This is a genomic window from Acidiluteibacter ferrifornacis, assembly GCF_009909615.1.
Classification (GTDB): Bacteria; Bacteroidota; Bacteroidia; order Flavobacteriales_E; family Vicingaceae; genus Acidiluteibacter; species Acidiluteibacter ferrifornacis.
The window spans coordinates 110139-136494 of sequence record NZ_WWNE01000005.1 but is presented as its reverse complement, the minus strand read 5'-3'; the positions used below and the strand labels follow the sequence as shown (position 1 = coordinate 136494).

Below are 26356 nucleotides of genomic sequence, written 5' to 3'. Positions count from 1 at the left end.
ATGAACCACTCCATAGAATCACCCAAACCTTCAGATTATTTAGAACTCGTAGCAGTTTGGGAAGCTTCGGTTAGAGCCACTCATCATTTCCTTAAAGAAGAAGACATTCTTTACTTTAAACCACTCATCTTAAACACCTACTTAGAAGCAGTGAAATTGAGGTGCATTCGAATTGAAAATCGCATCGTAGGATTTATGGGTGTTGCAGACCACAACCTTGAAATGTTGTTCATTCATCCGGATTTTATAGGCCAAGGAGTTGGAAAGCAACTTTTGCAATATTCCATTAATCATTTGAAGGTTCAAAAAGTGGATGTGAATGAACAGAATAAACAAGCAGTTGGTTTCTACCTGCACTGCGGCTTTCAAGTAGTTAGTCGCTCAGAACTCGACGCCACAGGAAAGCCCTACCCCATTTTACACATGGAGTTGAAAAGTTAGACTGTTAAAAAACATAAAAAACAATTGCATCTTGTTCTAGCAACTATTTTATTCCTAATATTGCAAAAGTAAACCAATTTAGTTTTTTTAGTTTACTTTAAAATTTATATGAAAGTAGGAGATATCCATACAGAAGAATTAGTCGTTGAGAAAGCCAGAGAAATGCTCATTAAATATGGAGTAAAAGGATGGAACATGAACGACTTGGCTCGTGAATCGAATATGTCTAAACGCACTTTGTATAAAATCATTGGTTCCAAAGAAGACTTACTGTTTAAGATCCTCTTGAACAACATGAAGAATGAAATTACCCGTCTAAAAAAGTATCTTCAGAGCGATAAATCTTTTCCGGAATTGTTGAACAATTTGAGTCAGCAGATAACGGATGGCTTTGATGACTTCATTTTATCGAATATTAAAGCCATTCGAATAGAATATCCAAAAATTAAAGAGCGAGAAGAAAAATTCATCGCCGATCAAGGACAATTCATCACTTTATTTTTTCAAAAAGGAAAAGATGAAGGTTGCATACGGGAAGATTTAGATGTAGGTGCTTTAGTAATCATAGTGAAATCGCTAATCGAATATCAGATGATTACTTGCAATAATAAAACTGATTTTAAAACTGAAATGGGAAGAGTATTGAGCACCTTTTTTACGTGTATTTTAAAATAGGCTCTTTTTTTTACCCAAAAGTAAACCAATAAAACTAAATCGGTTTACCTAGCAAAAGATAATAAAATGAATATGGAAACAAATATTATAAATCGATCATCAGAAATGTACCTCAGGCTTGGCTTTAAGAGTGTGACGATGGATGATGTAGCTTCGGAAATGGGGATTTCAAAAAAGACTATTTACCAATATTTTAGTAATAAACGTGAGCTAGTTGAAGCAGTCATCAACTCGATATTTACTCAAGTATCCAATAAAATGAATGATATCGCCAACTCCAATTTAAATCCTATCGAAAAGCTTTTTAAAATGAATGACTTTTTAGGAGATGTTCTAAAAAATGAAAATACCTCTCCGTTTTATCAATTACAGAAGTTTTACCCCCAAATATATAAAGCTCTAACTACAAACCAACTAACTCAGATCAACGAATGTTTAATCAAAAATTTAAAGAGGGGGATAGACCAAGGACTTTATCGCAAAGAAATCAATATTCACGAAATGAGTTGGTTCTATCTAATCGGGATTAATGGCATCTATGATTTACAACTTTTTAACACATTAAAGTCTAACAAAACTAACTTACAAAGTGCTCATTTAGAATATCATTTAAGAGCAATTTGCACCACCAAAGGAATCCAAATTTTAGAATCAATAATTAAAAACAAATAAAACAACCATGAACAAAATAATCATAGCGGTTCTGCTGCTTCTGGCAATTGAGTCCAATGCACAGGAGAACAAATCGCTCACGTTGAAAGATGCCATCACCTATGCACTTCAAAACAAATCGGATGCAAAAAGAGCGAAGTACGAAATTGCAAATAGTGAATATCAAATTCAGGAAGCCCGTTCTAGAGCATTACCTCAAATCTCCATTAATGGTGGTGTGACTTACAATCCAATTCTGCAAACGACAGTAATTGATGGAAGTACTTTTGGTGCTCCTGGTACTATTCAAGCAGCTTTAGGGCAAGATTGGAATTCAATTGCAGGAATAAGTTTCAATCAAACTTTGTTTGACCAAGCAGTTTTTACCGGTCTGAAAGCGGCAAAGACGACTCGCGAATTCTATCAAATCAACGAACAGTTAACGGAAGAACAAGTGATAGAAAATGTCTCGAATAACTACTATCAGGTGTATGTATTGCGTCAGCAAATTGCATTGGTTGAAACCAATTTAGAAACTACTACTAAGGTTCGTGATATCGTTAAAGGACAACTAGAAAACGGCCTAGCCAAACAAATAGATTTAGACCGTATGAATGTAAACCTTTCAAACATTAAAACCCAAAAGCAACAACTGCTGAATGCGGTGCAACTACAGGAAAATGCATTGAAGTTTTACATGGGTATGCCGATTTCTGCTTCCATTACCATTCCCGAAGAAGAATTTGCAGTAACGCCCTTCAATAACCAAGATTCATTGAACCCCAACAACCGCAGTGAATTCCAATTATTGAAGAAGCAAGAGGAGCTGTTGACCCTTCAAAAGAAAGCTATGATTGCAGGCTACGCACCTACTCTTTCGCTTTCTGCTAATTACAATTATTTGGGCCAAGGCGATCAATTGCCATGGTTTGCAACTCCTTCTGAGGGCGTTTATTGGTCGGATTTCTCATCCATCGGTTTAAGCCTCAGAATCCCTCTATTCACTGGGTTCGGTACTCGATCAAAAGTAGGTCAAGCCAATGTTCAACTCCAAATTTTACAAGAAGATTTAAAGGACACCCAATTGGCGTTGGATTTGGATTATGAAAATGCCAGAACTCAAATAAGTAATAGCATCATTACGCTACAAAGCCAGAAAGAAAACATGGAATTAGCGGAAGAAATTCAGAGAAACATCAACAATAATTATTTACAAGGTCTTGCCTCGTTAACGGATCTTTTGGATGCTGAGAATGCATCTATAGAGGCTCAAAACAATTATACATCAGCAGTTTTAGATTATAAACTAGCCGAGATACAATTATTAAAATCTAAAGGAGAATTAAAAACATTAATCAATAACTAAAATGAATAAGTACCTAAAAGTCGGAATAATCATCATCGCATCTCTTGCCCTAATCGGTTATGTTTTATCAAAAAACAAAAAAGAGAATGAAGCAAAAATAGCTGTTGTAGCGGAAAGTAATGCTAGCGTAGCCGTGAAAGTAGCCAATGTAAAATCTGAAGTAATCTCGTTGGATTTTGTAGCTAATGGAAATTTTCAACCCATTCAAGAACTGACTTTCTCTGCTGAAAAAACAGGAAGGGTTGTTGAATTATTTGCCAAAGAAGGCGACCAAGTAACCATCGGACAAACATTAGCAATAATGAGAGGCGATGCCATTAACGTGAGTGCTGAAGCAGCAGAAGTAGCTTACCAAAATGCAAAAACAGATTACAGCCGTTTTGAGAATGCATACAAAACTGGAGGTGTTACTAAACAGCAGTTGGATCAAGCTAAAGTAGCGTTAAAAAATGCAGAAGCCAATTACGAGCAAGCCAAAATCAATTTGGGCGATACCAAAATTAAAGCGCCAATCAATGGAATCATCAATAAAAGGTTTATTGAAAAAGGTTCTATGTTGACAGCAACTCCTACTACCAACCTATTTGAAATCGTAAATGTCTCAAAACTAAAACTGAACGTTACAGTGGATGAACGTCAAGTTACAACACTAAAAGTTGGTGACGAAGTCAATATCAAGGCGAGTGTTTATCCTAACCAACAGTTTAAAGGTAAAATCACATTCATTGCTGCAAAAGCTGACAATACATTGAATTTCCCCATTGAAATTGAAATCGAAAACACTGAGGACAAACAATTGAAAGCCGGAATGTACGGAACTGCAACCTTCTCAACAAGTGAGTTACAACAGAAAATGACCATTGTACCTAGAACAGCATTTGTAGGAAGTGTGAGCAGCAATCAGATTTTCGTCGTAGAAGATGGAATTGCAAAGTTAAAAACGGTAACTGCTGGTAAAATAATCGGTGATCAAGTAGAAATTTTAAATGGATTGTCTGTCGGAGAAGTCATAGTGACAACCGGTCATATCAATCTAGAAGACGGTAACGCAGTAGAAGTTATCAATTAAGAACGTTACTAAAACAACTTAAATAAGATGAAAATAGCAGAAATATCGATAAAACGCCCCTCTATTATTATTGTATTCTTTACAATGCTAATTCTTGGGGGAGTTTTTAGCTACAAACAGCTGGGGTACGAATTGATTCCCAAGTTTGAGACGAACGTGATCTCAGTAGCAACCATATACCCTGGAGCCTCTCCGAGTGAGATTGAAAACACGGTAACCAAAAAAATAGAAGATGCAATCGCATCATTAGAGAACATTAAGAAAATTGACTCTAAGTCATACGAAAGTTTGTCCATTGTATCGATTACCTTGACTTCAGAAGCTGATGTTGATATCTCTATGAACGATGCACAACGGAAGATTAATGCCATCCTCGCAGATTTACCTGAAGATGCTGACCCTCCCTCCTTGTCTAAATTCTCATTGAGTGATTTGCCCATTATTACTTTGGGAGCCTATGGAAAGATGGATGAAGCCGCTTTTTATGACTTGATTGACAAAAAAGTATCTCCAGTATTATCCCGTGTAAATGGTGTTGCTCAGGTAAACATCATCGGGGGACAAGAGCGTGAAATTCAAGTGAATTTAGATGCAACGAAATTGCAAGCCTACGGTTTATCAATTCCTCAAGTGCAGCAAATGATTTTGGCTTCTAACTTGGACTTCCCAACAGGAAATATTCAAACGAGAGAGCAAAAAATATTGATTCGTTTAGCCGGAAAATACAAAGATGTAGACGAATTGAGAAACTTAATAGTGTTAGACAATGGCGATGTTCAGGTAAGATTGAAAAACTTAGCAGATGTTCAAGACACGCAGAAAGATGCCGAAAAAATAGCAAGAGTAGATCAAAAAAGTGCAATCATTTTGCAAATTGTAAAGCAGTCGGATGCGAATGCTGTAGCAGTAAGTGAGGATGTTTTGAAAACAATTGCAACTTTAGAAAACGATTACAAATCCAATGAATTGAAATTGGAAGTTGCTAAAAACAGCACCAACTTTACTTTAGAAGCTGCCGATTCGGTTATTCATGATTTATTAATTGCAGTGATCTTGGTGGCTTTTGTTATGTTGTTTTTCTTACACAGTATTCGAAACTCATTGATTGTAATGGTTTCCATTCCTGCTTCATTGGTCGCCACATTTATTGGAATCTATCTATTCGGATATACCTTAAACTTAATGAGTCTATTGGCTTTATCTTTAGTAGTAGGTATATTAGTGGATGATGCTATTGTGGTGCTCGAAAACATATACCGACACATGGAAATGGGCAAAAATAAGGTACGTGCCTCTTACGATGGAACAGCAGAAATTGGCGCAACCGTAACCTCTATTACCTTAGTAATTGTGGTGGTGTTCTTACCTATTGCTATGAGTTCAGGTTTGGTATCAAACATTATTACTCAATTCTGTGTCACGGTTATTATTGCTACTCTCCTATCTTTAGTGACTTCATTTACATTGATTCCATGGTTGTCTTCTCGATATGGTAAACTAGAACATATCACAGGAAAAAACCTTTTTGGACGAATTATTTTGGCCTTTGAAAGTCAATTAACCAAATTCACTAACTGGGTTTCAGGATTGTTGACATGGTGTTTAGATCACTATAAAAGTTCATTGGCTGTTGTTTTGGTCATTTTCTTCAGTTCTATCGCATTGTTACCTGCCGGATTTATTGGAGGAGAATTCTTTGCTCGATCAGACAGCGGCGAATTTTTAGTACAGATCGAAATGCCAAAAGATGCTTCTTTGGAGCAAACCAACTTTATGACTCAAAAAGCGGAAGCATTTTTAGCCGCTCAAGAGGACATTAAAAGTCAGTTTACTACGGTAGGGCAAACCAGTGAAGGAATGGGAGCTTCTCAGTCAACCGCTTACAAATCTGAGATCAACGTTAAAATGGTGGATCAAAGTGAACGAACTGACGAAGCCTATGTTTATGCGGCAAAAATAAAAAGAGAATTGCAGAAAGAGTTAGTTGGTGCCAAAGTAAAAACAGTTCCAATTGGTATCATTGGAACGGCGGAGAATGCCACATTAGAATTAATTGTCACCGGACCTAATGTAGAAAGTGCCATGGAGTTTGCAAAACAAGCCAAAAATGAACTGGCAAAAATTCCTGGAACCTCAGAAATTAAATTGTCAGTTGAAGACGGTAACCCTGAAGTGAATGTACAGGTAGACCGTGATAAAATGTCGGCATTGGGGCTGAATCTACAAACAGTAGGTATGACCATGCAAACGGCATTTAGTGGAAACACTGATGGCAAATTTAGAGCCGGAGAATACGAATACGATATCAATATAAAGTACAATGCCTTTGATCGGAAAAGCATTACTGATGTGAGTAATCTGATTTTTGTTAACAATGCTGGAGAACAAATTAGATTGGCTCAATTTGCCACTATCACTGAAGGCTCTGGTCCTAGTCAATTGGAAAGAAGAGACAAGTCTGCCTCTGTATCTGTTCAAGGACAAAATGTAGGAGTTCCTTCAGGAACTATTGTAGCGGAATGGAAAGAACGTCTAGAACAATTGGAGAAGCCAGCAGGCGTAGGTTACATATGGGGTGGTGATCAAGAAAACCAAAGCGAAGGATTTGGAACTTTGGGAATTGCAATGCTAGCCGCTATTATCTTGGTTTATTTGGTCATGGTAGGATTGTACGACAGTTTTGCTCACCCATTTGTAGTATTGTTCTCTGTTCCACTTTCATTTATTGGTGCGTTGTTAGCCTTGGCTTTAACTAACAATTCATTGAATATATTCACCATCCTTGGTATGATAATGTTAATTGGATTAGTGGCTAAAAATGCAATCATGTTGGTAGATTTCACCAATCAACGTAGAGCTGCTGGAGAATCCATTAGACGTGCATTAATTCAAGCCAACCATGCTCGTTTACGTCCAATTTTAATGACCACCATTGCCATGGTATTTGGTATGTTGCCGATTGCATTAGCTTCAGGAGCAGGTGCTGAATGGAAAAATGGATTAGCTTGGGTAATCATCGGTGGTTTGATCAGTTCTTTATTCTTGACTTTAATCGTAGTGCCTGTAATTTATGAAATCATGGAAAAATTGATTGCAAAATTCAGCAAAGGAGAAAAAGTGGATTATGCTACTGAGATGGTAGCTGAATATGAACCTAAGCACATCAGTGAGGATGGATTTAATCCGGATCATATTTAATGAATCTTTAATTGTTTGGATTAGTTGTTTGGAAAAGCGAATGCCCTGAGAGGTGTTCGCTTTTCCTATTTTGTTATAATTAGATGAAAGAAATAGAGATAGATTAGTTATTTTGGTATGCTCAAATAAAAGCTATGAAATTATATACTGCCATTCCACAGACGCTACTACCCTATTTTGAAGCAGAAATCAAGCAATACACGACGGAGTTCGATAGTGGCAACCTTTCCAAGGCATGGAATCATTTGGAGCGGGCACACATTATCGGTCAGAAATATCCTTTTGCGCATACAATGGTGCATTGGAAAATGCTTCAATTTGGCATTCGTATTAAAAATGGGAAAGAAATTATTGGACAGATTCCACGATTATTAGTGGGAGGAGTCAAATCTTTTGTTGGAAAAATACCTGTAGGAAACCCAGGTGGCGCCAATGTACCTCCGATGAAACCATTTCCTATAGACCCAGAAATCCAACATATTTTTAAGAAAGCAAATGTCTAAGCACAAGAGGTGTAGGGAATCCCTTTATTTTCTTATTTCATGACATTTATTTAGCTCAACCTTATCATTTTACAAGGATTATTCATAGTTTAGCAAATTACAAACCTACTATTACCCAACTACATGAATAAAAATGAAATAATTCAAACTATTCAAGAGTTCAGTTTTTCCGTTATTGAAGAATCCATAGAGCCTTCAAAAGCAGAAAAATACATCAAGAATATACATACCTACTTTCAACAGATTACAGAAATTACGGGATTTGAAAATAAAATTGATTACTTAGCGGCGATACCAGCAGCACAAGGCAAAGCATTGGGTCTCAATCATGCTGCTCAATGTTTGTTAGATTATAACAGAACTGTTTTATTTGTGAAAGGAATTGTACAAGCAATCCGCAAAAAACAACAGCAGTTTCCTAATACAACTATACAGGTATTTTATGCAGGCTGTGGTCCTTATGCTACTTTACTCACTCTAGTAGCGCCACTTTTTACATCTGCTGAAGTTCAGTTTACATTGCTGGAGATTAATAAAAATTCAGTAGACGCTGCCAAGAAATTGATCACTGCTATGGAGCTTACAAATCATGTCTCTGATTTTTATCTTGCTGATGCGGTTACTTTTAAAATCCCTCAACCAGAAAAATTTCATGTATTAATCAGTGAAACCCTAGACGCTGTTTTGTACAGAGAATGTTATGTCCCCATTTTGTTTAACCTTCTTCCACAATTAAATAAAGATGTTGTTGTAATCCCGGAAAATGTCCTGATTGACGTGTTTGCTTTATCCAATTCTAAAGACGAGAGTTCACTTCTTGAGTTAAATTTGGGCACTATTGTAAATGTCAAAGCTGCTTCAACTAAATATATGAACAACAAAGAACGAATCAAGCAGCTTGAAGAGTTTAAAATCAGCTTCAAAACATTGGATAAAGAACATCAAAAGACTTTATTGATTGACACGAAAGTTCATATCCATGAGTCAATCTGGCTTAAAAGAAACCAATCATCCCTAACACTACCATTAAAAATTAATCTTGACTACTCACTTCCTCATCAATCAATGGTTTTTACCTACTTTTTAGAACCAGAAGTAGAATTGAGATGTAGTTATCAATAACTCAAATCAGCACCTTTTCAATCCAAAAAAATCCGGTTTACGCTATTAATGACCACAATAAGTAAAGCCCCACCCCCGTTTTAAATAATGTAACTTATTTTTATAACAATTAGTAATTTTGGGATATGTCTGGAATGCGATTACCCTCATTTTTTAAAACTCGAAGCATTAAACAATTTGAGTTTACTCCTCGATACTACAACGAGACTAAAGAAGCAATGGAAGAGCGAAAAGCCCGTATAAAGGCTGAATTGTACAAAGAAAGAAACGCATCTAACTATAGTTCCGATCATTTAAGAGGAAGTCTTAAACAACAGTGGAAGAGCAACAAAAATACCACCCACTTCGCCCAAAAGTCGAATACGCGTATTTTAGTGATTTTAGCAGCACTAATTGGTCTGGTTTACCTGGTGTTAAAGTAAGTTAGTAAGCCGAAGAAATTATCTTTCCTCTGCCAAATAAACCCTATCGAATTTTGTATTTTTGCGCTACAATTATACACGCTTTCAATTCGATTAATTTCCATGTCAGATATCATACAGCTTCTTCCCGACTCAGTTGCCAACCAAATAGCAGCAGGTGAAGTTGTACAACGTCCTGCCTCAGCGGTAAAAGAGTTATTAGAAAATGCCATTGACGCAGGAGCAACAGATTTATGTTTGATCATTAAGAATGCAGGAAAAACCTTAATTCAAGTGATTGACAATGGAAAAGGGATGAGTCCAACTGATGCAAGAATGGCTTTTGAGCGTCATGCCACCTCCAAGATCAAATCAGCTTCCGATTTATTTGCTCTGAGAACCATGGGTTTCAGAGGAGAGGCTCTTGCTTCTATAGCAGCCATTAGTCAAGTTGAATTGAAAACCAAACAAGCAGATCAGGATTTAGGAACTTGTATCGTAATAGAAGGCAGTGTCGTTGATTCACAAGAAGCTTGCTCCACTCAATCTGGGACCAACCTTTCCGTTAAAAACTTATTTTTTAACGTACCAGCTCGACGAAACTTTTTAAAAAGTAACCCCGTTGAAACGAAACATATAATTGAGGAATTTTATAGAGTGGCCATGGTGCACCCCGAAATTTCTTTCCAGTTTCACTCTGAAGGTAATGAATTATTTAATCTGCCCAAAGGAAGCTTTAGACAGCGGATCGTCAGTATTTTCGGAGACAAATACAATCAGAGATTAGTTCCTGTAGAGGAAGAAACAGACATTGTAAGTATTAGTGGTTTCGTAGGAAAACCAGAATATGCGAAAAAAACGAGAGGAGAGCAGTATTTCTTTGTAAATGAGCGATTCATTAAAAGTCCGTATTTAAATCATGCAATTCAAATCGCTTTTGATGAATTAATTACTAAAGATCAACACCCCTCCTACTTTTTAAAATTAGAAATTGATCCTGCAAGAATTGACATCAACATACATCCCACTAAAACAGAAATTAAATTTGAAGACGAACGCTCTATTTATGCGATCATCAGAACTTCTGTAAAACAGGCATTGGGAAAGTATAACATTGCTCCAAGTTTAGATTTCGAACAAGAATCAAGCTTTAATGCTTCATTAAGAGCCCCAGATCAAATTAAAGTTCCAACGATTGAGGTGAACCCTAATTTCAATCCGTTTGAGACCACTTCAAAACCACCGCGGCCATCCACAGGTAGTGATAGTTTTAGTGCCCAACGACAAAGAATAGATACCAATTGGCAACAATTATATAGTCAAGAAGATTTCGAAAAGGACTCTCCTACTCATACGACAATTGAACCAGAAGAAAATACCACAATCTTGGCCAAATGGGATGAAACACCTGTTCAACATAATCACAAAATGGTGCAATTGCACCAGCGTTATATCATCACACAAATTAAATCAGGAGCGGTTATCATTGATCAACAACGTGCTCACGAGCGCATTCTGTATGAGCGATTCATTAAGGCTTTGAATGAAAAAAAACATGCAAGTCAACGATTATTATTTCCAGAAACTATTGAGTTTAGCCCTGATGACTATGCCATGATGGTAGGTTTGGTAGATGAAATCAATCAATTGGGATTCGAAATCAACGAATTTGGCAAAAATACGTTTGTAGTCAACGCAGTACCAGTGGAACTCACTGAAAACAACCTAAAAGGGTTATTGGAAAAACTACTGGACCAATTCAAATTAAATAGTGATGATTTGCGACTGGACAAGCGAGAAAGCCTAGCCAGATCATTGGCGCATAACACCGCTATCAAGAGAGGTAAATTATTGCATGAGGATGAAATGCAAAATTTAATAGATGAGTTATTCTCTTGTGAGATGCCAAACAATTTACCCAATGGAAAGCCAATCGTTATTACCTATAGTATTGACGAATTAGACAAAAGATTTCAACGCACATGAATTTTAGTAGACAGTCATTTTTGAGTAACATACCTGAGGTCGTTAAAAACCTTCTGATAATTAATGTCATTATGCTTTTAGCGACAATGGTATTGGAAGGCAAAGGAATTGATCTTAGAAGCATTTTAGGTATTCATCATTTTTCAAGTCCCGATTTTAGACCCTATCAATTAGTGACTTACATATTTATGCATGGTGATTTTATGCACCTCTTTTTTAATATGTTCGCTTTGTATATGTTCGGTCGAATATTAGAAACCGTTTGGGGACCCAAACGATTTTTACTGTATTACATGGTCACAGGAATTGGTGCAGCATTTATCAACATGCTGGTACAAACCTATTCGTTATATGGAATGGAAGAAGCGGTCAACTATTACATTCAAAACCCCACTCCCTCCAATTTTGAATTATTCTTAGATGAATATGGTGGTGGAAACTACATGCAATTTATCGCAGAGTTTACACAAAATGCCCAGAACCCAGAATACATTGAAGCTACCATTTCTAAAGCTAAACAAATGTTGGTGCTGTCTAGAGATGTTCCAACGGTTGGGGCATCTGGATCCGTATTTGGAATACTACTAGCCTTCGGTATGCTATTTCCAAATACTCAATTGATGTTATTAATACCACCCATTCCTATCAAAGCTAAATACTTTGTAATCATATATGGAGCAATAGAATTGTATTCAGGAATTCAAAATAACCCTGGAGACAATGTAGCTCACTTTGCTCATTTAGGCGGTATGTTATTTGGTTATTTTTTGATTCGTTATTGGAAAAAGAACACCAATCAATTCTATTAATCACATGAATAAATTTTCATTTCAACAAGTCCTAAAAGGATACAATGATGCAGATGCTGCAACTAAACTGATTTATATCAACGGTGCAGTATTTATATTCATAAAAGTTATTCTTGTCGCGTTGTGGTTATTTGCAATTCAAGGAGGTGCTGCCAATGAATGGGTTATGGACTTTATGGCTGTTCCCACATACATTGAAAAACTAATAGTACGTCCTTGGACACTTTTTACCTATATGTTTACACATACGGGATTTTTACACCTCATTTTTAATTTGCTTGCTTTGTATTTCGGTGGACAACTGTTCAGTCAATTTCTTGGACAGAAAAAAGTGTGGAGTGTATACATCAATGGAGGATTAGCAGGTGCAATATTGTACATTTTTGCCTACAATTTATTTCCTGTATTTGGCAATGTAATTCCAGTGTCAAAAGCAATAGGCGCCTCAGCGTCTATAATGGCAATTCTCGCAGCAGTAGCGACTTATGTACCTAACATGGAGGTTAGAATGTTTTTCATAGGCAACATTAAGTTAAAATGGATTGTCATATTCTTATTTGTTGTAGATGTGCTGAGTATCAGTCAAAGTAACAGTGGCGGACATATTTCTCACATTGGTGGAGCTATTTATGGCTACTTTTTTGCGTTACAATTGAAAAAGGGAAAAGACATCAGTGGATGGATTTGGCCGATTCAACGTTTTTTTAAGAAGATTTTTTCTTTTGAAAAAAAATCCAAGATAAAAGTCACTCATCGCTCTGGTGTTCCCAAATCTGACTACCAATACAATGCGAACAAAAAGCAAGAGCAAGAAAAAGTGGATGCAATATTGGATAAAATTTCAAAGTCAGGTTATGATAGTTTAACCAAAGAAGAAAAAAACTTCTTATTTAGCCAGAGTAAATAATGAAATTCAATCTTTTTCGATTTCCATATTCCAGAATAGTATACGGGGTAATTTTATTCATTTTAGGTTGTGCGTTTGCACTTTTACCTATGATTCCATTAGGCTATATATTTCTATTTGCCTCATTCTTTCTTCTAGCGAAAAAGGTGCCCATTTTTAATAAAGCCATTGAATATTTCAAAGAGCGAGATAAGAAAGGACGTCTGCGAAAAGTAGAAAAGAAAATCAATCACTTTTTTGGAGAAGATAGGTAACTCTTAAGAAAAACAATTTTATAAGCAATTAAAGCTATTTTGATTCCATCAGAAAATTCAAAACCAATTTATGAATTTAGGTTGGTTAAAGGTACTTTGAATTAAATATTATTATTTTTTGTATTCAGCTTATTATTATTATTATTATTGATTTAATACAATTCTTATATTGATTATTATATATTTCTTGCTCTAATAATAAGGATATGCCAAAAAATAATCATTTTGTTTCAATGGTATTAACATTTGTAGTGTTTACTATTATCGGAACTTTAAGCCATGAACTAGGGCATATAGCAGTCGCAAAGTATCTAGGATATAGCACCACCTTACATTTCGGATCGATGAATTATGAATCTGATTTTCCCTATTCAAAAAGTAATGAGTTGTTCATTCTACTAGGTGGCCCAATTCAAACTACGATAACTGGTTGTATAGGCCTATTTGTATTGTACAAAAATAGAAATGAATGGAAATCTATAAATTGGCTAGCTGTATTTCTATCACTTTTTTGGCTGAGACCCGTATTCAATATTGTTACTTCCATTTCAAATTACCTTATACACGGTACACCAAATCCCTTTGGAGGTGATGAACTAAAGATTTCGCAATTATTTGGATTATGGGATGGAACTTTATCCGTTTCTTTTGCAATTCTTGGCGGAAGTATTTTGTATTACCTTTTCTACAAAGTCATCCCACAATCAATAAGGTCAACATTTATAATTAGTGGAATAATTGGTAGTATAGGTGGCTATTTTACATGGTTTAAATTCATTGGCCCAAACATTCTCCCATGAACTAGAAAAAAGTAAAAATCTCAAACCTTCCATCAAAAGAGATATCTTAAAAATTTATAAAATACAATCCCATCTATTTCAAATAGATGTTCCATTTGCTGAGGGAAACTATGGAAACCATAAGCGTTTTCAATTCCTATTTACATATATTTACGGACTTTTTGTGAAAGTAAATTTACTCTTCACCATAAAACAAGAGAAAAAAGAAAACTAATATTCCAATTGGAATGTTAAATACTTCATTTACATAACACAAATTTATTGTACACGATGGCATTAAAAGACGAATTAAGAGCACAAGGAAATTTTTTATTCAGATACCGTAGTTACCTTCCGGTAATTATCATCGTAGCGGGTTTGGCTGTATTCGTGCAAACTCAAATGACCACTGAGGCTCCTAGTTGGATTCACCTTTTCAATATTGGTTGCTTTGCGGTTAGTGCTCTTGGTTTAATTATTAGAATGATTGCGGTTGGTTATTCATCAGACAATACTTCTGGTAGAAATACTGCCCAAGGTCAAATTGCAGATGATATCAATGCAACTGGTCTATACTCTATATGCCGCCACCCGCTTTATGTTGGAAATTATTTTATGTGGTTAGGAATCGCAATGCTCACCCTAAACTTTTGGTTTATAATAGCCTTTACCCTACTCTATTGGTTATATTATGAACGTATTATATTTGCAGAAGAAGCGTATTTGATTGAAAAGTATGGTGACAAATACCTTAAATTCGCTGAAAATGTACCTGCATTTGTCCCTTCTTTTTCCAAATGGAAAAAACCACAAAATACATTCAGCGCCATCAAAATTATTAGACAAGAAAAAACAGGCATTCTATACTTATTCTTAATGTTCTATGTCTTTAATTCCATCTCTGATTATCTCGTAGAGAACCAACTGTGCTTTATTGAATGTTATTGGTTCTGGGGATTAATTTTGGGTATCGTATGGTATGTAGTCATAAAAACCATACAAAAGACGACTACACTGCTCAAAGTGGATCGAAAGTAGTAAACCTAATACTGCAATGAGTAAACATTATATAACATCAATAATTTCACTTTATTTATTTGGCGGCTTCCAATCAATCGGTTTATCTTTGCGCCATGAAAAGTATACACAGTGCTGATTTTAAAATTGGTCTTTTAGGCGGTGGCCAATTGGGCAGAATGATGTTGCAAAAGGCCTATGACTACAATCTTTTTATAGCCGTATTAGACCCTACAAGGGAAGCCCCTTGTCATCAACTAGCCAACGAATTTATAGTTGGAAATTTTAAAGATTACGATACCGTTTATAATTTCGGTTTAAGTAAAGATGTAATAACTATTGAATTTGAAGACGTTAATTCAGATGCTCTCGCTGACCTAGAAGCTAAAGGAATAAAAGTATTCCCACAGCCTAAAGCACTTAAAATTATCCAAGATAAAGGACTTCAGAAAGAATTCTTTACTAAAATTGGGGTTCCTACTTCTCCTTATTTTATTGTAAAAGATAAGGTAGAAATGGCGCAAAAGGCCACTCAATTTCCATTTTTTCAAAAATTGAGAACATCAGGTTATGATGGATATGGAGTCCAAAAAATTAATTCAAAAGCAGACATTAGCGATGCCATGGAAGGCCCTTCCATGTGTGAGCTTGCGGTTCCTATGGATAAAGAATTGTCTGTTATTGTAGCTAGAAATGAAAGCGGAGAAGTTAAAAACTTCCCTGTTGTAGAATTGGAATTTAACCCTGAGGCCAATATGGTAGAATACTTGTTTTCTCCGGCCAATATTTCAGAATCAATTGAGAAACAAGCGCAAGAGTTAGCTAGAAAAATCATTATTGAGTTAGACATGGTTGGGCTATTGGCTGTTGAATTCTTCTTGAGTACATCAGGTGAATTGTTAGTCAATGAAATTGCCCCCCGGCCTCATAATAGCGGTCATCAAAGTATCGAAGGAAATTACACTTCTCAATTTGACCAACATATTCGTTCCATACTCAATTTGCCATTAGGGGATACTGCAGCGACAAAGCCTTCGGTTATGGTTAACTTATTAGGAGAAAAAGGATTTGAGGGTCCGGCCATCTACGAAGGAGTAAATGAGGCAATGGCTATGAAAGGGGTTAACATCCATTTATATGGAAAAGCGACCACCAAAAGTTTCCGAAAAATGGGACACGTTACTATCGTCGCAGAATCATTGCAAGAAGCCAAGACAATTGCTAAAAAAGTAAAAGAAACCATCAAAATTAAAGCATAATGAAAGCAGAAGTAGGAATAATAATGGGTAGTAGCTCTGATTTAAAGGTTATGAATCAAGCAGCGGAAGTATTGAAAGAATTAGGTGTTAGTTATGAAATTTCTATTGTTTCTGCTCATAGGACTCCAGAACTAATGTTTGAGTATGCTAAAAATGCTTTAAGTAAAGGAATTAAGGTTATTATAGCAGGTGCTGGCGGTGCTGCTCATCTACCAGGCATGGTTGCGTCTTTAACTCCGCTTCCTGTGATTGGCGTTCCTGTAAAATCCAGTAATTCTATAGATGGATGGGATTCTGTTTTGTCCATTTTGCAAATGCCAGGAGGTGTTCCAGTTGCCTCCGTTGCCCTAGACGGTGCTAAAAATGCTGGAATTTTAGCCGCTCAAATTATTGCCACTGCTGATGAGCAAATACTAAGAAACCTACAGAGCTACAAAGAAAGTCTGAAGTCAAAAGTGGATCAAATGAATAAAGACATCAAAGCCTAAGGCATTGCATTTTCAGGGTAACGGGCATTAATTGTCCTGTAGAATGCATATATTTTTTGTAAGTCTTTTTCAATATCACCCGTTGGATAAAACAATGGACCTATTCCTGCAATTTTTTTCTTGTAATCTAAATAGCCGAGAGCAATCGGTACTTTAGCTCCATTGGCCACGTGGTAAAATCCTTTGCGGAATTCTTTGACCAAGCTCCTTGTTCCTTCTGCTGGAATCATGGTAACAAGTTCTTTATGCTGATCAAACAAATCAATCAGTGCTTGTACTTTATTCCCTTTTGCTTTAGATCGATCCACAGGAATTGCTCCCATGGCTTTTAATATCCCACCCAAAGGGAAAAAGAAATAATCATTCTTAATGAGGAACTTAACCTTTATTCTGAGAATATAAAGCGCACAGCGCGCATATAAAAAATCCCAATTACTAGTATGTGGTGCAGCAATTAGCACACATCGTTTCACTTCAGGTGAGTCTTTCACTGCAGTTTTCCAACCTGTAATCCAAAAAATAAACTTTGAGAGTAATCGCATGGAGCAAATATAATAGTAGAGAGATTAATTATCGTGGATAATTAATTGTTTTTTAATGTCAGCGTCACCAAGCTTGTCTAAAAAGATTTGTACTTTAGAATTTTAGAATTTATTAACTTTTCAGGAATGGTTAAAACACTACTTGCTAGTTTATTATCTCTATGCTTTCTCCAAATAAGTGCTCAATTTAATGAAATGGTTGGTGGAAGAGCAGCAGCAATGGGTGGCACTTCTGTCAATCAATCTGATTTATGGTCGGTAGAGAACAATATGGGAGCACTCGCCTTTTACAATAAAACAGCCGTTGGAGCCTATTATTCCAATTCATTTTTGGTAAAAGAATTAGCCCATAAGTCAATTGTTGCAACCTACGCTCTTAAAAATTCTGGCTTTGGATTAAGTCTCTCTCAATTTGGATATTCCTTATATCAAGAAAACAAAGTGGGATTAAGTTATGGATTAAAGTTAAGTGACAATTTCGGTGCGGGAGTGCAATTGAATTATTTTAATCTAAAAATCGGAGAAGGTTATGGGAGCACTGGTGTTTTGACGGCGAAAGTTGGAGTGTACACCAAAATAACCGATGAATTAAGTTTGGCGGCGACCATTAGCAATCCAACAAGAGCGCAATTAAATGACTATAAAGATGAACGACTTCCTACGGAGATTCAGATTGGATTAAATTATGAATTTTCAAAAAAACTAAACACCAGCATACAGGTTGCAAAGGACCTAGATTTTGATCCTAGCCTTCAATTAGGATTAGAATATCAAGTGATAGAAATTCTTTATTTAAGGGCCGGAATTGCGAATAAACCTGCTGAGAGCACTTTTGGGTTTGGAATATTTTTCAAGGACTTTCAAATGGACTTCGCTTCTTGCTTTGATTCTAATTTAGGGTTCTCCCCAAAAATTTCATTGTCCTATACGTTTGAATAATGAAGAAACTACTACTCTATCTTTCTTTCCTATTATTGTTTTTTAATGTGTCAGATACGTTCTCTCAAAACTTGGACATTGAAAAGGAAAAAAATAGAATCATTGAATCTCGAATAGAGTTTTTATTGGATAACAATGAAAGTGGCGATGCTGATTATACTACATTGTTTGAGCAATTGGAATTTTACTACAGGAAACCTATCAACCTGAATAAAACATCCTATGAAGAGCTACAATCCTTGGGGTTAATAAACGATATACAAATCAATAACCTTCTAGAGCATATTGAAAAATACGGAAAGCTCATTACTTTAGAGGAATTACAAACAGTCAATGGGATGGATTTAGAGTCTATCCGACTAATCGCTCCCTTTGTCCGTGTGAATAGAAACGCGGACGCCCCCAATGCCAGTATTAAAGACATAATTTTAGATGGGGACAATCAATTTTTTATGCGCTATACCAGAACCTTGGAGCAACAACAAGGTTTTACAGATGCCACACCAGAAGAGCTAGAAGAGAATGAAAATGCTCGCTATTTAGGAAATCAAGACCGTTATTATGCAAGGTATAAGTTTACTTATAGTAACAATGTAAGTGCAGGATTTACAGCTGAGAAAGATGCAGGTGAAGAATTCTTTACCGGAACCCAGAAAAATGGATTCGATTTTTATTCAGCACATTTATACCTCCAAAATTTTGGAATAGTGAAAGAGCTCGCACTTGGAGACTTTCAAGCGCAGTTTGGGCAAGGCCTTACATTTTGGTCAGGATTAGCATTTGGTAAAACTGCCGATTTGCAAACCATAAAAAGAAGCGCTAGAGGACTCCGCCCTTACACCTCAGTTCAAGAAGATCGATTCATGAGAGGAGGAGGAATTACTCTGCAAAAAGCCAACTTTGAGTTGACCGCATTTTACTCATCTAATGAAGTAGATGCCAATGTAACGGATACACTAGAAAACCAAGAAACTTTTGTTTTTAGTTCTTTGGGAGAATCAGGATTTCATAGAACTCCTGGTGAATTAGAAAATAAAAATCGGATTAGAAGAACTTATTTAGGGGGACACCTAACCTACAAAAAACGAAATTTCAACTTTGGATTGACGGCGGTAACTAATAAATTAGATGGTGAATATCAACCTCGTACTCAAATTTATAATCAATTTAGTCAAATCGATAATGAAAACACAAATGTAGGTTTCGATTATAATTATATCTATAAAAACTTTAACTTTTTTGGAGAGATCAGCCATTCCATAGATGGTGGAATAGCTACTACAAATGGCTTATTGGTTTATTTAGATCCTAAACTCTCATTGGCGGTGCAACAGCGCAAGTATGACAGAGATTTTAAACCCTTTGAAAGCAATGCAATCGGAGATGGAGGCACAAATGTGAATGAACAAGGAATTTTTCTAGGAGTTACCGCTAAACCTTTCAAGTCCATCACCCTATCCGGTTATTTTGATCGATTTGTATTTCCATGGCTACGTTTTCAATCAGATGCACCTACCGACGGCTACAATTACTTAGCTCAAGTGACCTACTCTCCAAACAAGCAATTAAGCATGTATGCTAGAATTCGTGAAAGAGAGAGAGGAGCCAACCTAAGGGTGGAAGGTCAACCCATTGATCAAGTAGTGAATGAAAAACAAACCAACTACAGGTATAATATTAGCTATAAAATCAACAAAAAAATTGACCTTGACAATCGAATAGAAATGGTAAGATACCTTCAAGGTGAGCTACCTGCTGAGTATGGCTATGTGATTTATCAAGATATTTCGTACAGCAGCTTGAGTAACCCATTTTCCTTTTCATTAAGGTATGCATTGTTTGATACAGATTCATACAATAGTCGGATTTATGCGTACGAAAATGATGTACTCTATGCCTTTTCTATTCCTGCTTATAGTGGACGAGGAACACGATTTTATTTATCCACTAAATACCATATTTCCAGAGGAGTAGATTTGTGGGTAAGATATGCCCAAACCTATTATAACGATAGAGAAGAAATCTCCTCAGGTAAAGATTTAATTGAAGGTCGAGTAAAAAGTGAAGTAAAAGTACAATTGCGTTTAAAATTCTAATGACTATCTCTTATAGAACCATTGTTTCGAAAGATAATGAGGCATTGAGTCGCATTATAAAAGATTCGCTAATTGAATACAATTCAGCAACCGCAGGCACTGTTTTTACTGACGAAAGCACCAATCACCTCTCCACTACTTTTCAGTCAGCTAGAAGCTGTTATTTTGTGGCTATTGAGAATAAAAAAATACTAGGTGGAGCCGGAATCAACGTGCTGCCAGGAGCGGAAGATAATGTTTGTGAGTTGCAGCGTATGTTTTTGCTCCCATCAGCTCGAAACAAAGGAATTGGCAAACAATTAATGAAACTGTGTTTAGAATTCGCCAAATCAAAGCATTATGAATGGTGTTACCTAGAAACATTTTCAGCATTGAAAGAAGCCATTCAGTTGTATGAAAAAACTGGATTTAAATACATCGAACATGCTATGGGGAGTACTGGTCATTTTGCCTGCACTATTCGAATGATTTATGATTTAAAGGAAAAATAAACCTCCACTGAGTTCTCTCTAAAGCACTTTTTACTCTCCCTATTATTTATAAAAATAGTTATTCACATATTACTTAGCTTCTTAAAGACTATGTATACTTTAAAATTTAACTTTTTTAATACTTTTACAATCAACTAAAACACAATCAATATGAAAAAAAGTTACATAATTTTTAGCTTAGCTATTTTACTTTTTTCCTCCAATTCAATGCACAAAGCGCTTTAAACTTTGATGGAAATGATGATGTTGTACAAACTAGTTTTCCGGGTATTACTGGAGCTTCAGACAGAACTTTTGAAGCATGGATCAATGTAAGCACCTCTGCTCCTGCCTCTAACCTAGCCATCACTGATTATGGCATTAATCAAGCGGGAGCAAGAAATACATTCTTAGTAGATGGAAACAGAGGTTTACGATTTGTTTCAGGTGGTACAAATGCCAACATCAATTCTGCAGTTGAAGTAATTACTCCAGGTCAATGGACACACGTAGCATTTGTATTGAATAACGGTACGGGATTTATGTATGTTAACGGTGTTGAAGTGGTGACAGGTAACCTTTCTAGTGTTAACACGTCAACAACAGGAGCCAATTTGACTATCGGAGAGCGAGTATCAGGTGGATCGATTCCATTTATGGGAGAAATTGATGAAGTGAGGATTTGGAATATTGCACTAGACACCCTTCAAATAAGAGCCAATATGAACCAAACACTTTGTAATTACCCGACAGGTCTTGCAGCATATTTTCCACTTAATGAAGGAGTTGCTAATGGAACTAATACATCAGTAACCACCACTGAAGATAAAATCTCATCATCTTTTGCTACACTTTCAGGATTTGCTTTAACTGGTACCACTTCTAATTGGGTTCCTGGAGCTCCTGTAACCGGAGGTAATACTTTTGACACCTTAACTGTGACCGACTGTATATCATACCTATCTCCTAGTGGAAAATATAATTATACCACTTCAGGAACTTATTCTGACACTATTCCAAATTCGGTTGGTTGTGATAGCATTCTAAGCATTAACCTAACGTTAGTTAATAATCCAACCTTTGCAAACTTGACTATTGACACTTGTGCAAGTTATACTGTGCCTAGTGGTAAAAGAACTTTAACCATTTCTGGTAGTTATTTGGATACTATTCCAAACGCTCAAGGTTGTGATAGTATTATAGCCATTAATTTGACCGTAACCATTATCAGCAAAGCTGTAAATACATCAGGTAACAATAGACTTACTGCTGCTGAAGCAGGTGGAAAATACCAATGGTTAAATTGTACTAATGGTTATACCATCCTACAAAACGATACCAATCGATTCCTGGACCTCCTTTTAGTGGATCATTTGCCGTTCAAATCATCAAAAATGGATGTATTGACACAACAGCCTGCGTAACAGTTACTGGTGTAGGATTACACGAAGATGGATTCAAATCGAACTTCTACATTAGCAATAATCCCACAAAAAATGTATTTAATTTGTACAATAACAACAACATCACTGTAGCGACCTCTTTAATGAGCTTAAATGGGAAAGTGATGGAGGTGCCTCAAAAGTCTACCGCATCAGCTATTCAATTTGATTTATCTGAGCTACCTACAGGCGTATACATTCTAAACATTCAAGACCAAGAAGGTTCAATGGCTCATTTTAAAATAGTGAAACAATAAAGCCAAGACCTCCTATTTGTAACATGATTAAACATGAAATGAATTGAACACATCAATTCATTTCATGTTTTTTTTTTGCTCTCCTCTCTCCTCTTTATTCTACCTCATAACGTTATTAACTCCACAAAAATCGACGTACTAAAAGAGGTCTTTAATTCATTCGCTAATATCAATTCTATTGCTTAGCTTACAGGCGTCTATTGACCGAACAGTTTAACGCATACGCTTACCTAATCCTCATTTAATTCACTTCACTAACAGGCTAGCTTATGAGTCTAGAACTAAATTTGATAAAAATAGCTCATCTTGCAGAGCAAAATCAAGCAGAAAACCATTCATTTGGAAAATACCTAAAACAGCAAAACCTACAACAAATTGATCAGATTGTACATCGATTGAACAAAACTATCTCCAATTCGATAAGCTGTGTTGACTGCGGAAATTGTTGCCGGAATTTAAGACCCATTGCGACCGATGAAGCCCTGCTTCCCTTCGTGTTGCCTGAAAATATAGCTACCTACAAATACCTTAAGGAATTTACATGTAAAAATTTAGCGTGTAACCTTTGTTCAGTTTACGACGAAAGACCTGAAGAATGCAGACAATATCCATATCTGCATCGCGACAACTTTGTGAATAGAACCGGTGAGATCATTCAAAACTATGAAATCTGCCCCATCGTTTTCAATGTTGTTGAACAATTGAAAGTGGAATTAAAATGGCAGAACAAATAGTATAGCTTTATATTCAACATTTTTTTATATTACAGATTCCTTAAAGGTAAAAAACTCAAGGATTCACGAACAATGCCAATTGATGTTGCTAAAACTAAATATACCGATTACCTTTTCGATAGTACTTCTATTATTCTCCGCTACCGGAAATGGTCAAACGAATGAAATAAAAATCCGATTTATTGGAAACTGTGGATTACACCTCACTGACGGTAACACACACATCTACACTGACTTCCCCTATAAATCTGGCGCACATCATTACATGGAATATGATCCAACTGAAATTGACAACCTTCAGCAAAATGCATACTATCTATTTACGCATAAACACAGTGATCACTATTTGAGGTGGAAGATGAATGGTGTTATGAAAGCTAAAAATGGAAAGAAATATGGTAAATGGAATATTTCTCATTTGACGGAATTAAATCGTGAAATACCAGATTTCCAAATTCAACAATTCAAAACCAAACACCTATTCTCCTTTGCACATTACTCCTATTTAATTACATGGCATGGCAAAAGGATATATTTGTCAGGAGACACAGAATCAGCGACAACCATTGGTACCGTTCAAGAAATAGACTGGGCCTTTATACCTGCTTGGTTATTTATGGAGGCCTGGGAAAACAAAGTAAAAATAGATGCTCAGATGATTGGTATTTATCACATTGGTCCTAGAGATGATGTTTCCATTGTTGGCCCACAGTACAAAATGTTCAAGCAGCAAGGAGAGGAAATTTTCATTCCATATTAAATGACTTTCATTTAAGCAGTTATATAAGTAATATTTGTAATTGAATTTTTCGATATAGCTATAAAAAGGATGTCTAATACAATCAGAGTAGCAAGTATTCAATGTATTAGCTTTTACTTTCTATTATTTAGATTATCTTTAAGACCAGAATAAACGCTATACTTGAAAAAAATAAGTTACTCATGAAAATCAACGAACTAACAACTCGTTCAGATATCGAACAATCTAGTAAAGTAGAGAAAGCCTACTTCCAATTTGAAAAACTCCTTTCGATTATCAGACAAAGAAATATTCCTTTACCAGTTATCGAACGAATCAATGAAATTATTGCAGACCTCAATCAAACCCCAACAAAAGACCTTAAAAATAAGCTCCGAAAAAAACAATTTCAATTAATCAACATTCTGGAACAAGAACTAAAAATAGTGCCAATAAACCACTATCGCAATAAGTGGTTAGGGATTGGAATGGCTGCTATTGGAATTCCAATCGGAATAAGTTTAGGCATGAGTATAGGCAATATGGCATACTTTGCAATAGGCCTTCCTATAGGTATGGCGATTGGAATAGGTGTTGGCACTAAATGGGACAAAGAGGCACAAAGTGAAGGTCGACAGCTTGAAATAGAATTAAAACATTAAATAACTATACCCAACTACTTATGAAAACAAGAGATCGAATTCTACTTCCGTTTACTTATGATGTCGACCAAATGGTGGCAGAATGTAAAGCACTCGAATTGAACCAATTTGAATATTACAATGTAATTCCTTTGCGCTCCCCTGCCCATTTAGTAGACTCTTCTCTGCCCTTTCCACCTCCAGCTGATGACTTTGCAGATGGCACATGGACCGATTGGTTGGATACGCCAGAACTGCTAAAAAGCCCTTACATATTGAGTATCGTTAATGGTTTTAAGGAAAAAATAGATGTAACACTTGTGCGGTTATTACGTCTTTCTGCGGGGGCTGTGGTTAAAGAACACACCGATCCGACACTAGGTTTAGAAATTGAAAAATCGGTGATTCGGCTGACTATTCCCATTATCAAGCATGAAAAGGTAGATTTTTATTTAAACAATCGCATTGTACCTATGCAACCAGGAGAATGCTGGTATCTAAGACTTACTGACCCCCATAAAATAGAGAACAATAGCCCTATAGAGCGCATTAACCTAACGATAGATATGCGTCCGAATGAGTGGATCAAAAATATAATTGCAAAAAGTGAAGTAAAAGTGAAAGAAGCGTAAAATAACCGTAAACTATAAATGTTCAAACCTACACCATTAACACTTTATTTTTCAACAGTGTGTATAAAATAAGTTATTTCACTTATCTTCGAATGAAGAAAAAAAACTATTGCTAAATGAAAACTACCATTGATCCGTTTTTAAACGACAACAAACGACTAATAAACGTTTTTGTTATTGATTTTAAAGCAATTAGTAGTTTTATTGAAATAAATAATTAACATTTTAAAATATGGATATGACGCACAAAGTGCGTCATATTCACTTGTTAGCAACTATGTAAAAAGACAATGAGACAAATACTAATTCTTCTTTTGACGATTGGACTTTTTTCCTGTGTAAAGAATAAGGAAACGGACTCAAATACCCAACCTGAACCAGAAATTGAAACAAGCTCCGAAATCTCGGACTTTGACCTTCTTAAGGACTTTGAATCAAATAAGACAAAGTTTAATTCGGACACGCTAGAAATTCTTGACCATTCAACAGATGGCGGAGAATTAATAGTGTATCACGACAATGAATTCAATTATGTTGTTATGGACTTTTGGCTATACGGAGAAACAGGAAAACTGAATTACACCTATTGGACTGACAATGACTTCCAATTCAAGTTTGTGAAAAAAGTCAACTATGAATATGACAAACCATATTACGAAGAAGGATTTAAAGTTGACAGCGTGACAATGTACTTGACTTACTCGGAGCCTAATAATCGACTATTCGACTCAGAAAAAAAAGAAATAACAGATAAAGAATTAGTGGATTCGACTAAAAACGAATTGAACGAATTTTACAAGGACGTAACACAAGAAATCAAAATAATAAAATAAAACACAGTTGCTAACAATGGATAAGAAAACATAGGGCAGTAAAGGCTTTCAGAAGGGTTCGTCCATTTAGCAAACTTCTGTTTCGGTGGACAGTGAATCACTTCGA

At 35.9% G+C, this 26356-nt stretch carries 27 protein-coding genes and 1 pseudogene; 27 read left to right on the top strand and 1 reads right to left on the bottom strand.

The window, feature by feature from the left end; translation table 11 throughout:
* The 17 genes from GQN54_RS04920 (at window position 1) to purE (ending at window position 16925) form a co-directional block, all read left to right on the top strand.
* The gene (locus GQN54_RS04920) at window positions 1-441 is read left to right on the top strand and encodes a GNAT family N-acetyltransferase (RefSeq protein ID WP_160632403.1); all 441 of its coding nucleotides are present in this window, start codon (window positions 1-3) and stop codon (window positions 439-441) included.
* Between the two features lie 108 nt (window positions 442-549).
* Window positions 550-1116, top strand: a complete 567-nt coding sequence (locus tag GQN54_RS04915; protein ID WP_160632402.1) for a TetR/AcrR family transcriptional regulator — start codon at window positions 550-552, stop codon at window positions 1114-1116.
* A 72-nt stretch (window positions 1117-1188) separates the two neighbouring features.
* Window positions 1189-1788 (top strand): TetR/AcrR family transcriptional regulator, encoded by a 600-nt coding sequence (locus GQN54_RS04910; protein WP_160632401.1) that lies wholly within the window; start codon window positions 1189-1191, stop codon window positions 1786-1788.
* A 7-nt stretch (window positions 1789-1795) separates the two neighbouring features.
* Window positions 1796-3133: a TolC family protein gene (locus GQN54_RS04905; RefSeq protein ID WP_160632400.1), complete on the top strand. Its 1338-nt coding sequence runs from the start codon at window positions 1796-1798 to the stop codon at window positions 3131-3133.
* Window position 3134: 1 nt separating this feature from the next.
* Window positions 3135-4202, top strand: a complete 1068-nt coding sequence (locus GQN54_RS04900; RefSeq protein ID WP_160632399.1) for an efflux RND transporter periplasmic adaptor subunit — start codon at window positions 3135-3137, stop codon at window positions 4200-4202.
* Between the two features lie 27 nt (window positions 4203-4229).
* Window positions 4230-7400 (top strand): efflux RND transporter permease subunit, encoded by a 3171-nt coding sequence (locus GQN54_RS04895; protein WP_160632398.1) that lies wholly within the window; start codon window positions 4230-4232, stop codon window positions 7398-7400.
* Window positions 7401-7534: 134 nt separating this feature from the next.
* Window positions 7535-7903: a DUF3703 domain-containing protein gene (locus GQN54_RS04890; protein ID WP_160632397.1), complete on the top strand. Its 369-nt coding sequence runs from the start codon at window positions 7535-7537 to the stop codon at window positions 7901-7903.
* Between the two features lie 123 nt (window positions 7904-8026).
* Window positions 8027-9025 carry an SAM-dependent methyltransferase gene (locus GQN54_RS04885; protein ID WP_160632396.1) on the top strand — a complete coding sequence of 333 codons (999 nt, stop codon included), beginning with the start codon at window positions 8027-8029 and terminating at the stop codon, window positions 9023-9025.
* Window positions 9026-9150: 125 nt separating this feature from the next.
* Window positions 9151-9447 carry a hypothetical protein gene (locus GQN54_RS04880; protein ID WP_160632395.1) on the top strand — a complete coding sequence of 99 codons (297 nt, stop codon included), beginning with the start codon at window positions 9151-9153 and terminating at the stop codon, window positions 9445-9447.
* Between the two features lie 102 nt (window positions 9448-9549).
* Window positions 9550-11412, top strand: a complete 1863-nt coding sequence (gene mutL, locus GQN54_RS04875; RefSeq protein ID WP_160632394.1) for a DNA mismatch repair endonuclease MutL — start codon at window positions 9550-9552, stop codon at window positions 11410-11412.
* A complete protein-coding gene (locus GQN54_RS04870; RefSeq protein WP_160632393.1) occupies window positions 11409-12221 on the top strand; it encodes a rhomboid family intramembrane serine protease in 813 nt (270 codons plus the stop codon). Before mutL ends, GQN54_RS04870 begins: the two co-directional genes overlap by 4 nt.
* Window positions 12222-12225: 4 nt before the next feature.
* On the top strand, window positions 12226-13128 hold the full coding sequence (locus GQN54_RS04865; RefSeq protein WP_160632392.1) for a rhomboid family protein: 903 nt from the start codon (window positions 12226-12228) through the stop codon (window positions 13126-13128).
* Window positions 13128-13382 (top strand): hypothetical protein, encoded by a 255-nt coding sequence (locus tag GQN54_RS04860; RefSeq protein ID WP_160632391.1) that lies wholly within the window; start codon window positions 13128-13130, stop codon window positions 13380-13382. The genes GQN54_RS04865 and GQN54_RS04860 overlap by 1 nt, the downstream gene beginning before the upstream one ends.
* Window positions 13383-13588: 206 nt before the next feature.
* A complete protein-coding gene (locus GQN54_RS04855; protein ID WP_160632390.1) occupies window positions 13589-14182 on the top strand; it encodes a hypothetical protein in 594 nt (197 codons plus the stop codon).
* A 270-nt stretch (window positions 14183-14452) separates the two neighbouring features.
* A complete protein-coding gene (locus tag GQN54_RS04850) occupies window positions 14453-15199 on the top strand; it encodes a methyltransferase family protein (protein ID WP_160632389.1) in 747 nt (248 codons plus the stop codon).
* 95 nt (window positions 15200-15294) lie between these two features.
* Window positions 15295-16437, top strand: coding sequence for a 5-(carboxyamino)imidazole ribonucleotide synthase (locus GQN54_RS04845; protein ID WP_160632388.1), 1143 nt, complete (start codon window positions 15295-15297; stop codon window positions 16435-16437).
* A complete protein-coding gene (purE, locus tag GQN54_RS04840; protein WP_160632387.1) occupies window positions 16437-16925 on the top strand; it encodes a 5-(carboxyamino)imidazole ribonucleotide mutase in 489 nt (162 codons plus the stop codon). The genes GQN54_RS04845 and purE overlap by 1 nt, the downstream gene beginning before the upstream one ends.
* Here purE and GQN54_RS04835 read toward each other — a convergent pair.
* Window positions 16922-17467 carry a 1-acyl-sn-glycerol-3-phosphate acyltransferase gene (locus GQN54_RS04835; RefSeq protein WP_160632386.1) on the bottom strand — a complete coding sequence of 182 codons (546 nt, stop codon included), beginning with the start codon at window positions 17465-17467 and terminating at the stop codon, window positions 16922-16924. The genes purE and GQN54_RS04835 overlap by 4 nt on opposite strands.
* A 126-nt stretch (window positions 17468-17593) precedes the next feature.
* Here GQN54_RS04835 and GQN54_RS04830 point away from each other — a divergent pair, with 126 nt between their 5' ends.
* From GQN54_RS04830 to GQN54_RS04785, 10 genes and pseudogenes are all read left to right on the top strand, one after another.
* Window positions 17594-18406, top strand: coding sequence for a PorV/PorQ family protein (locus GQN54_RS04830; RefSeq protein ID WP_160632385.1), 813 nt, complete (start codon window positions 17594-17596; stop codon window positions 18404-18406).
* On the top strand, window positions 18406-20502 hold the full coding sequence (locus GQN54_RS04825) for a helix-hairpin-helix domain-containing protein (protein WP_160632384.1): 2097 nt from the start codon (window positions 18406-18408) through the stop codon (window positions 20500-20502). Before GQN54_RS04830 ends, GQN54_RS04825 begins: the two co-directional genes overlap by 1 nt.
* Window positions 20502-20993: a GNAT family N-acetyltransferase gene (locus GQN54_RS04820; RefSeq protein WP_160632383.1), complete on the top strand. Its 492-nt coding sequence runs from the start codon at window positions 20502-20504 to the stop codon at window positions 20991-20993. Before GQN54_RS04825 ends, GQN54_RS04820 begins: the two co-directional genes overlap by 1 nt.
* A 242-nt stretch (window positions 20994-21235) precedes the next feature.
* Window positions 21236-22396, top strand: a pseudogene (locus tag GQN54_RS04815) (LamG domain-containing protein); the annotation flags it as partial.
* Window positions 22318-22671: a T9SS type A sorting domain-containing protein gene (locus tag GQN54_RS15570; RefSeq protein WP_317163951.1), complete on the top strand. Its 354-nt coding sequence runs from the start codon at window positions 22318-22320 to the stop codon at window positions 22669-22671. The pseudogene GQN54_RS04815 and the gene GQN54_RS15570, both read left to right, overlap by 79 nt.
* Before the next feature lie 269 nt (window positions 22672-22940).
* On the top strand, window positions 22941-23405 hold the full coding sequence (locus tag GQN54_RS04805; RefSeq protein WP_160632381.1) for a YkgJ family cysteine cluster protein: 465 nt from the start codon (window positions 22941-22943) through the stop codon (window positions 23403-23405).
* Between the two features lie 82 nt (window positions 23406-23487).
* Entirely contained in the window at window positions 23488-24165 is a 678-nt protein-coding gene (locus GQN54_RS04800; protein ID WP_160632380.1) for an MBL fold metallo-hydrolase, read from the top strand.
* Window positions 24166-24347: 182 nt separating this feature from the next.
* Window positions 24348-24806: a hypothetical protein gene (locus GQN54_RS04795; RefSeq protein ID WP_207554824.1), complete on the top strand. Its 459-nt coding sequence runs from the start codon at window positions 24348-24350 to the stop codon at window positions 24804-24806.
* A 20-nt stretch (window positions 24807-24826) separates the two neighbouring features.
* A complete protein-coding gene (locus tag GQN54_RS04790) occupies window positions 24827-25417 on the top strand; it encodes an aspartyl/asparaginyl beta-hydroxylase domain-containing protein (RefSeq protein WP_160632379.1) in 591 nt (196 codons plus the stop codon).
* Window positions 25418-25707: 290 nt separating this feature from the next.
* The gene (locus tag GQN54_RS04785; protein ID WP_160632378.1) at window positions 25708-26250 is read left to right on the top strand and encodes a hypothetical protein; all 543 of its coding nucleotides are present in this window, start codon (window positions 25708-25710) and stop codon (window positions 26248-26250) included.
* Window positions 26251-26356: the final 106 nt, after the last annotated feature.

Coding starts and splice junctions, on each gene's coding strand:
- GQN54_RS04920 (WP_160632403.1), top strand. CDS start 1: ATGAACCACTCCATAGAATCACCCAAACCTTCAGATTATTTAGAACTC.
- GQN54_RS04915 (WP_160632402.1), top strand. CDS start 550: ATGAAAGTAGGAGATATCCATACAGAAGAATTAGTCGTTGAGAAAGCC.
- GQN54_RS04910 (WP_160632401.1), top strand. CDS start 1,189: ATGGAAACAAATATTATAAATCGATCATCAGAAATGTACCTCAGGCTT.
- GQN54_RS04905 (WP_160632400.1), top strand. CDS start 1,796: ATGAACAAAATAATCATAGCGGTTCTGCTGCTTCTGGCAATTGAGTCC.
- GQN54_RS04900 (WP_160632399.1), top strand. CDS start 3,135: ATGAATAAGTACCTAAAAGTCGGAATAATCATCATCGCATCTCTTGCC.
- GQN54_RS04895 (WP_160632398.1), top strand. CDS start 4,230: ATGAAAATAGCAGAAATATCGATAAAACGCCCCTCTATTATTATTGTA.
- GQN54_RS04890 (WP_160632397.1), top strand. CDS start 7,535: ATGAAATTATATACTGCCATTCCACAGACGCTACTACCCTATTTTGAA.
- GQN54_RS04885 (WP_160632396.1), top strand. CDS start 8,027: ATGAATAAAAATGAAATAATTCAAACTATTCAAGAGTTCAGTTTTTCC.
- GQN54_RS04880 (WP_160632395.1), top strand. CDS start 9,151: ATGTCTGGAATGCGATTACCCTCATTTTTTAAAACTCGAAGCATTAAA.
- mutL (WP_160632394.1), top strand. CDS start 9,550: ATGTCAGATATCATACAGCTTCTTCCCGACTCAGTTGCCAACCAAATA.
- GQN54_RS04870 (WP_160632393.1), top strand. CDS start 11,409: ATGAATTTTAGTAGACAGTCATTTTTGAGTAACATACCTGAGGTCGTT.
- GQN54_RS04865 (WP_160632392.1), top strand. CDS start 12,226: ATGAATAAATTTTCATTTCAACAAGTCCTAAAAGGATACAATGATGCA.
- GQN54_RS04860 (WP_160632391.1), top strand. CDS start 13,128: ATGAAATTCAATCTTTTTCGATTTCCATATTCCAGAATAGTATACGGG.
- GQN54_RS04855 (WP_160632390.1), top strand. CDS start 13,589: ATGCCAAAAAATAATCATTTTGTTTCAATGGTATTAACATTTGTAGTG.
- GQN54_RS04850 (WP_160632389.1), top strand. CDS start 14,453: ATGGCATTAAAAGACGAATTAAGAGCACAAGGAAATTTTTTATTCAGA.
- GQN54_RS04845 (WP_160632388.1), top strand. CDS start 15,295: ATGAAAAGTATACACAGTGCTGATTTTAAAATTGGTCTTTTAGGCGGT.
- purE (WP_160632387.1), top strand. CDS start 16,437: ATGAAAGCAGAAGTAGGAATAATAATGGGTAGTAGCTCTGATTTAAAG.
- GQN54_RS04835 (WP_160632386.1), bottom strand. CDS start 17,467: ATGCGATTACTCTCAAAGTTTATTTTTTGGATTACAGGTTGGAAAACT.
- GQN54_RS04830 (WP_160632385.1), top strand. CDS start 17,594: ATGGTTAAAACACTACTTGCTAGTTTATTATCTCTATGCTTTCTCCAA.
- GQN54_RS04825 (WP_160632384.1), top strand. CDS start 18,406: ATGAAGAAACTACTACTCTATCTTTCTTTCCTATTATTGTTTTTTAAT.
- GQN54_RS04820 (WP_160632383.1), top strand. CDS start 20,502: ATGACTATCTCTTATAGAACCATTGTTTCGAAAGATAATGAGGCATTG.
- GQN54_RS04805 (WP_160632381.1), top strand. CDS start 22,941: ATGAGTCTAGAACTAAATTTGATAAAAATAGCTCATCTTGCAGAGCAA.
- GQN54_RS04800 (WP_160632380.1), top strand. CDS start 23,488: ATGTTGCTAAAACTAAATATACCGATTACCTTTTCGATAGTACTTCTA.
- GQN54_RS04795 (WP_207554824.1), top strand. CDS start 24,348: ATGAAAATCAACGAACTAACAACTCGTTCAGATATCGAACAATCTAGT.
- GQN54_RS04790 (WP_160632379.1), top strand. CDS start 24,827: ATGAAAACAAGAGATCGAATTCTACTTCCGTTTACTTATGATGTCGAC.
- GQN54_RS04785 (WP_160632378.1), top strand. CDS start 25,708: ATGAGACAAATACTAATTCTTCTTTTGACGATTGGACTTTTTTCCTGT.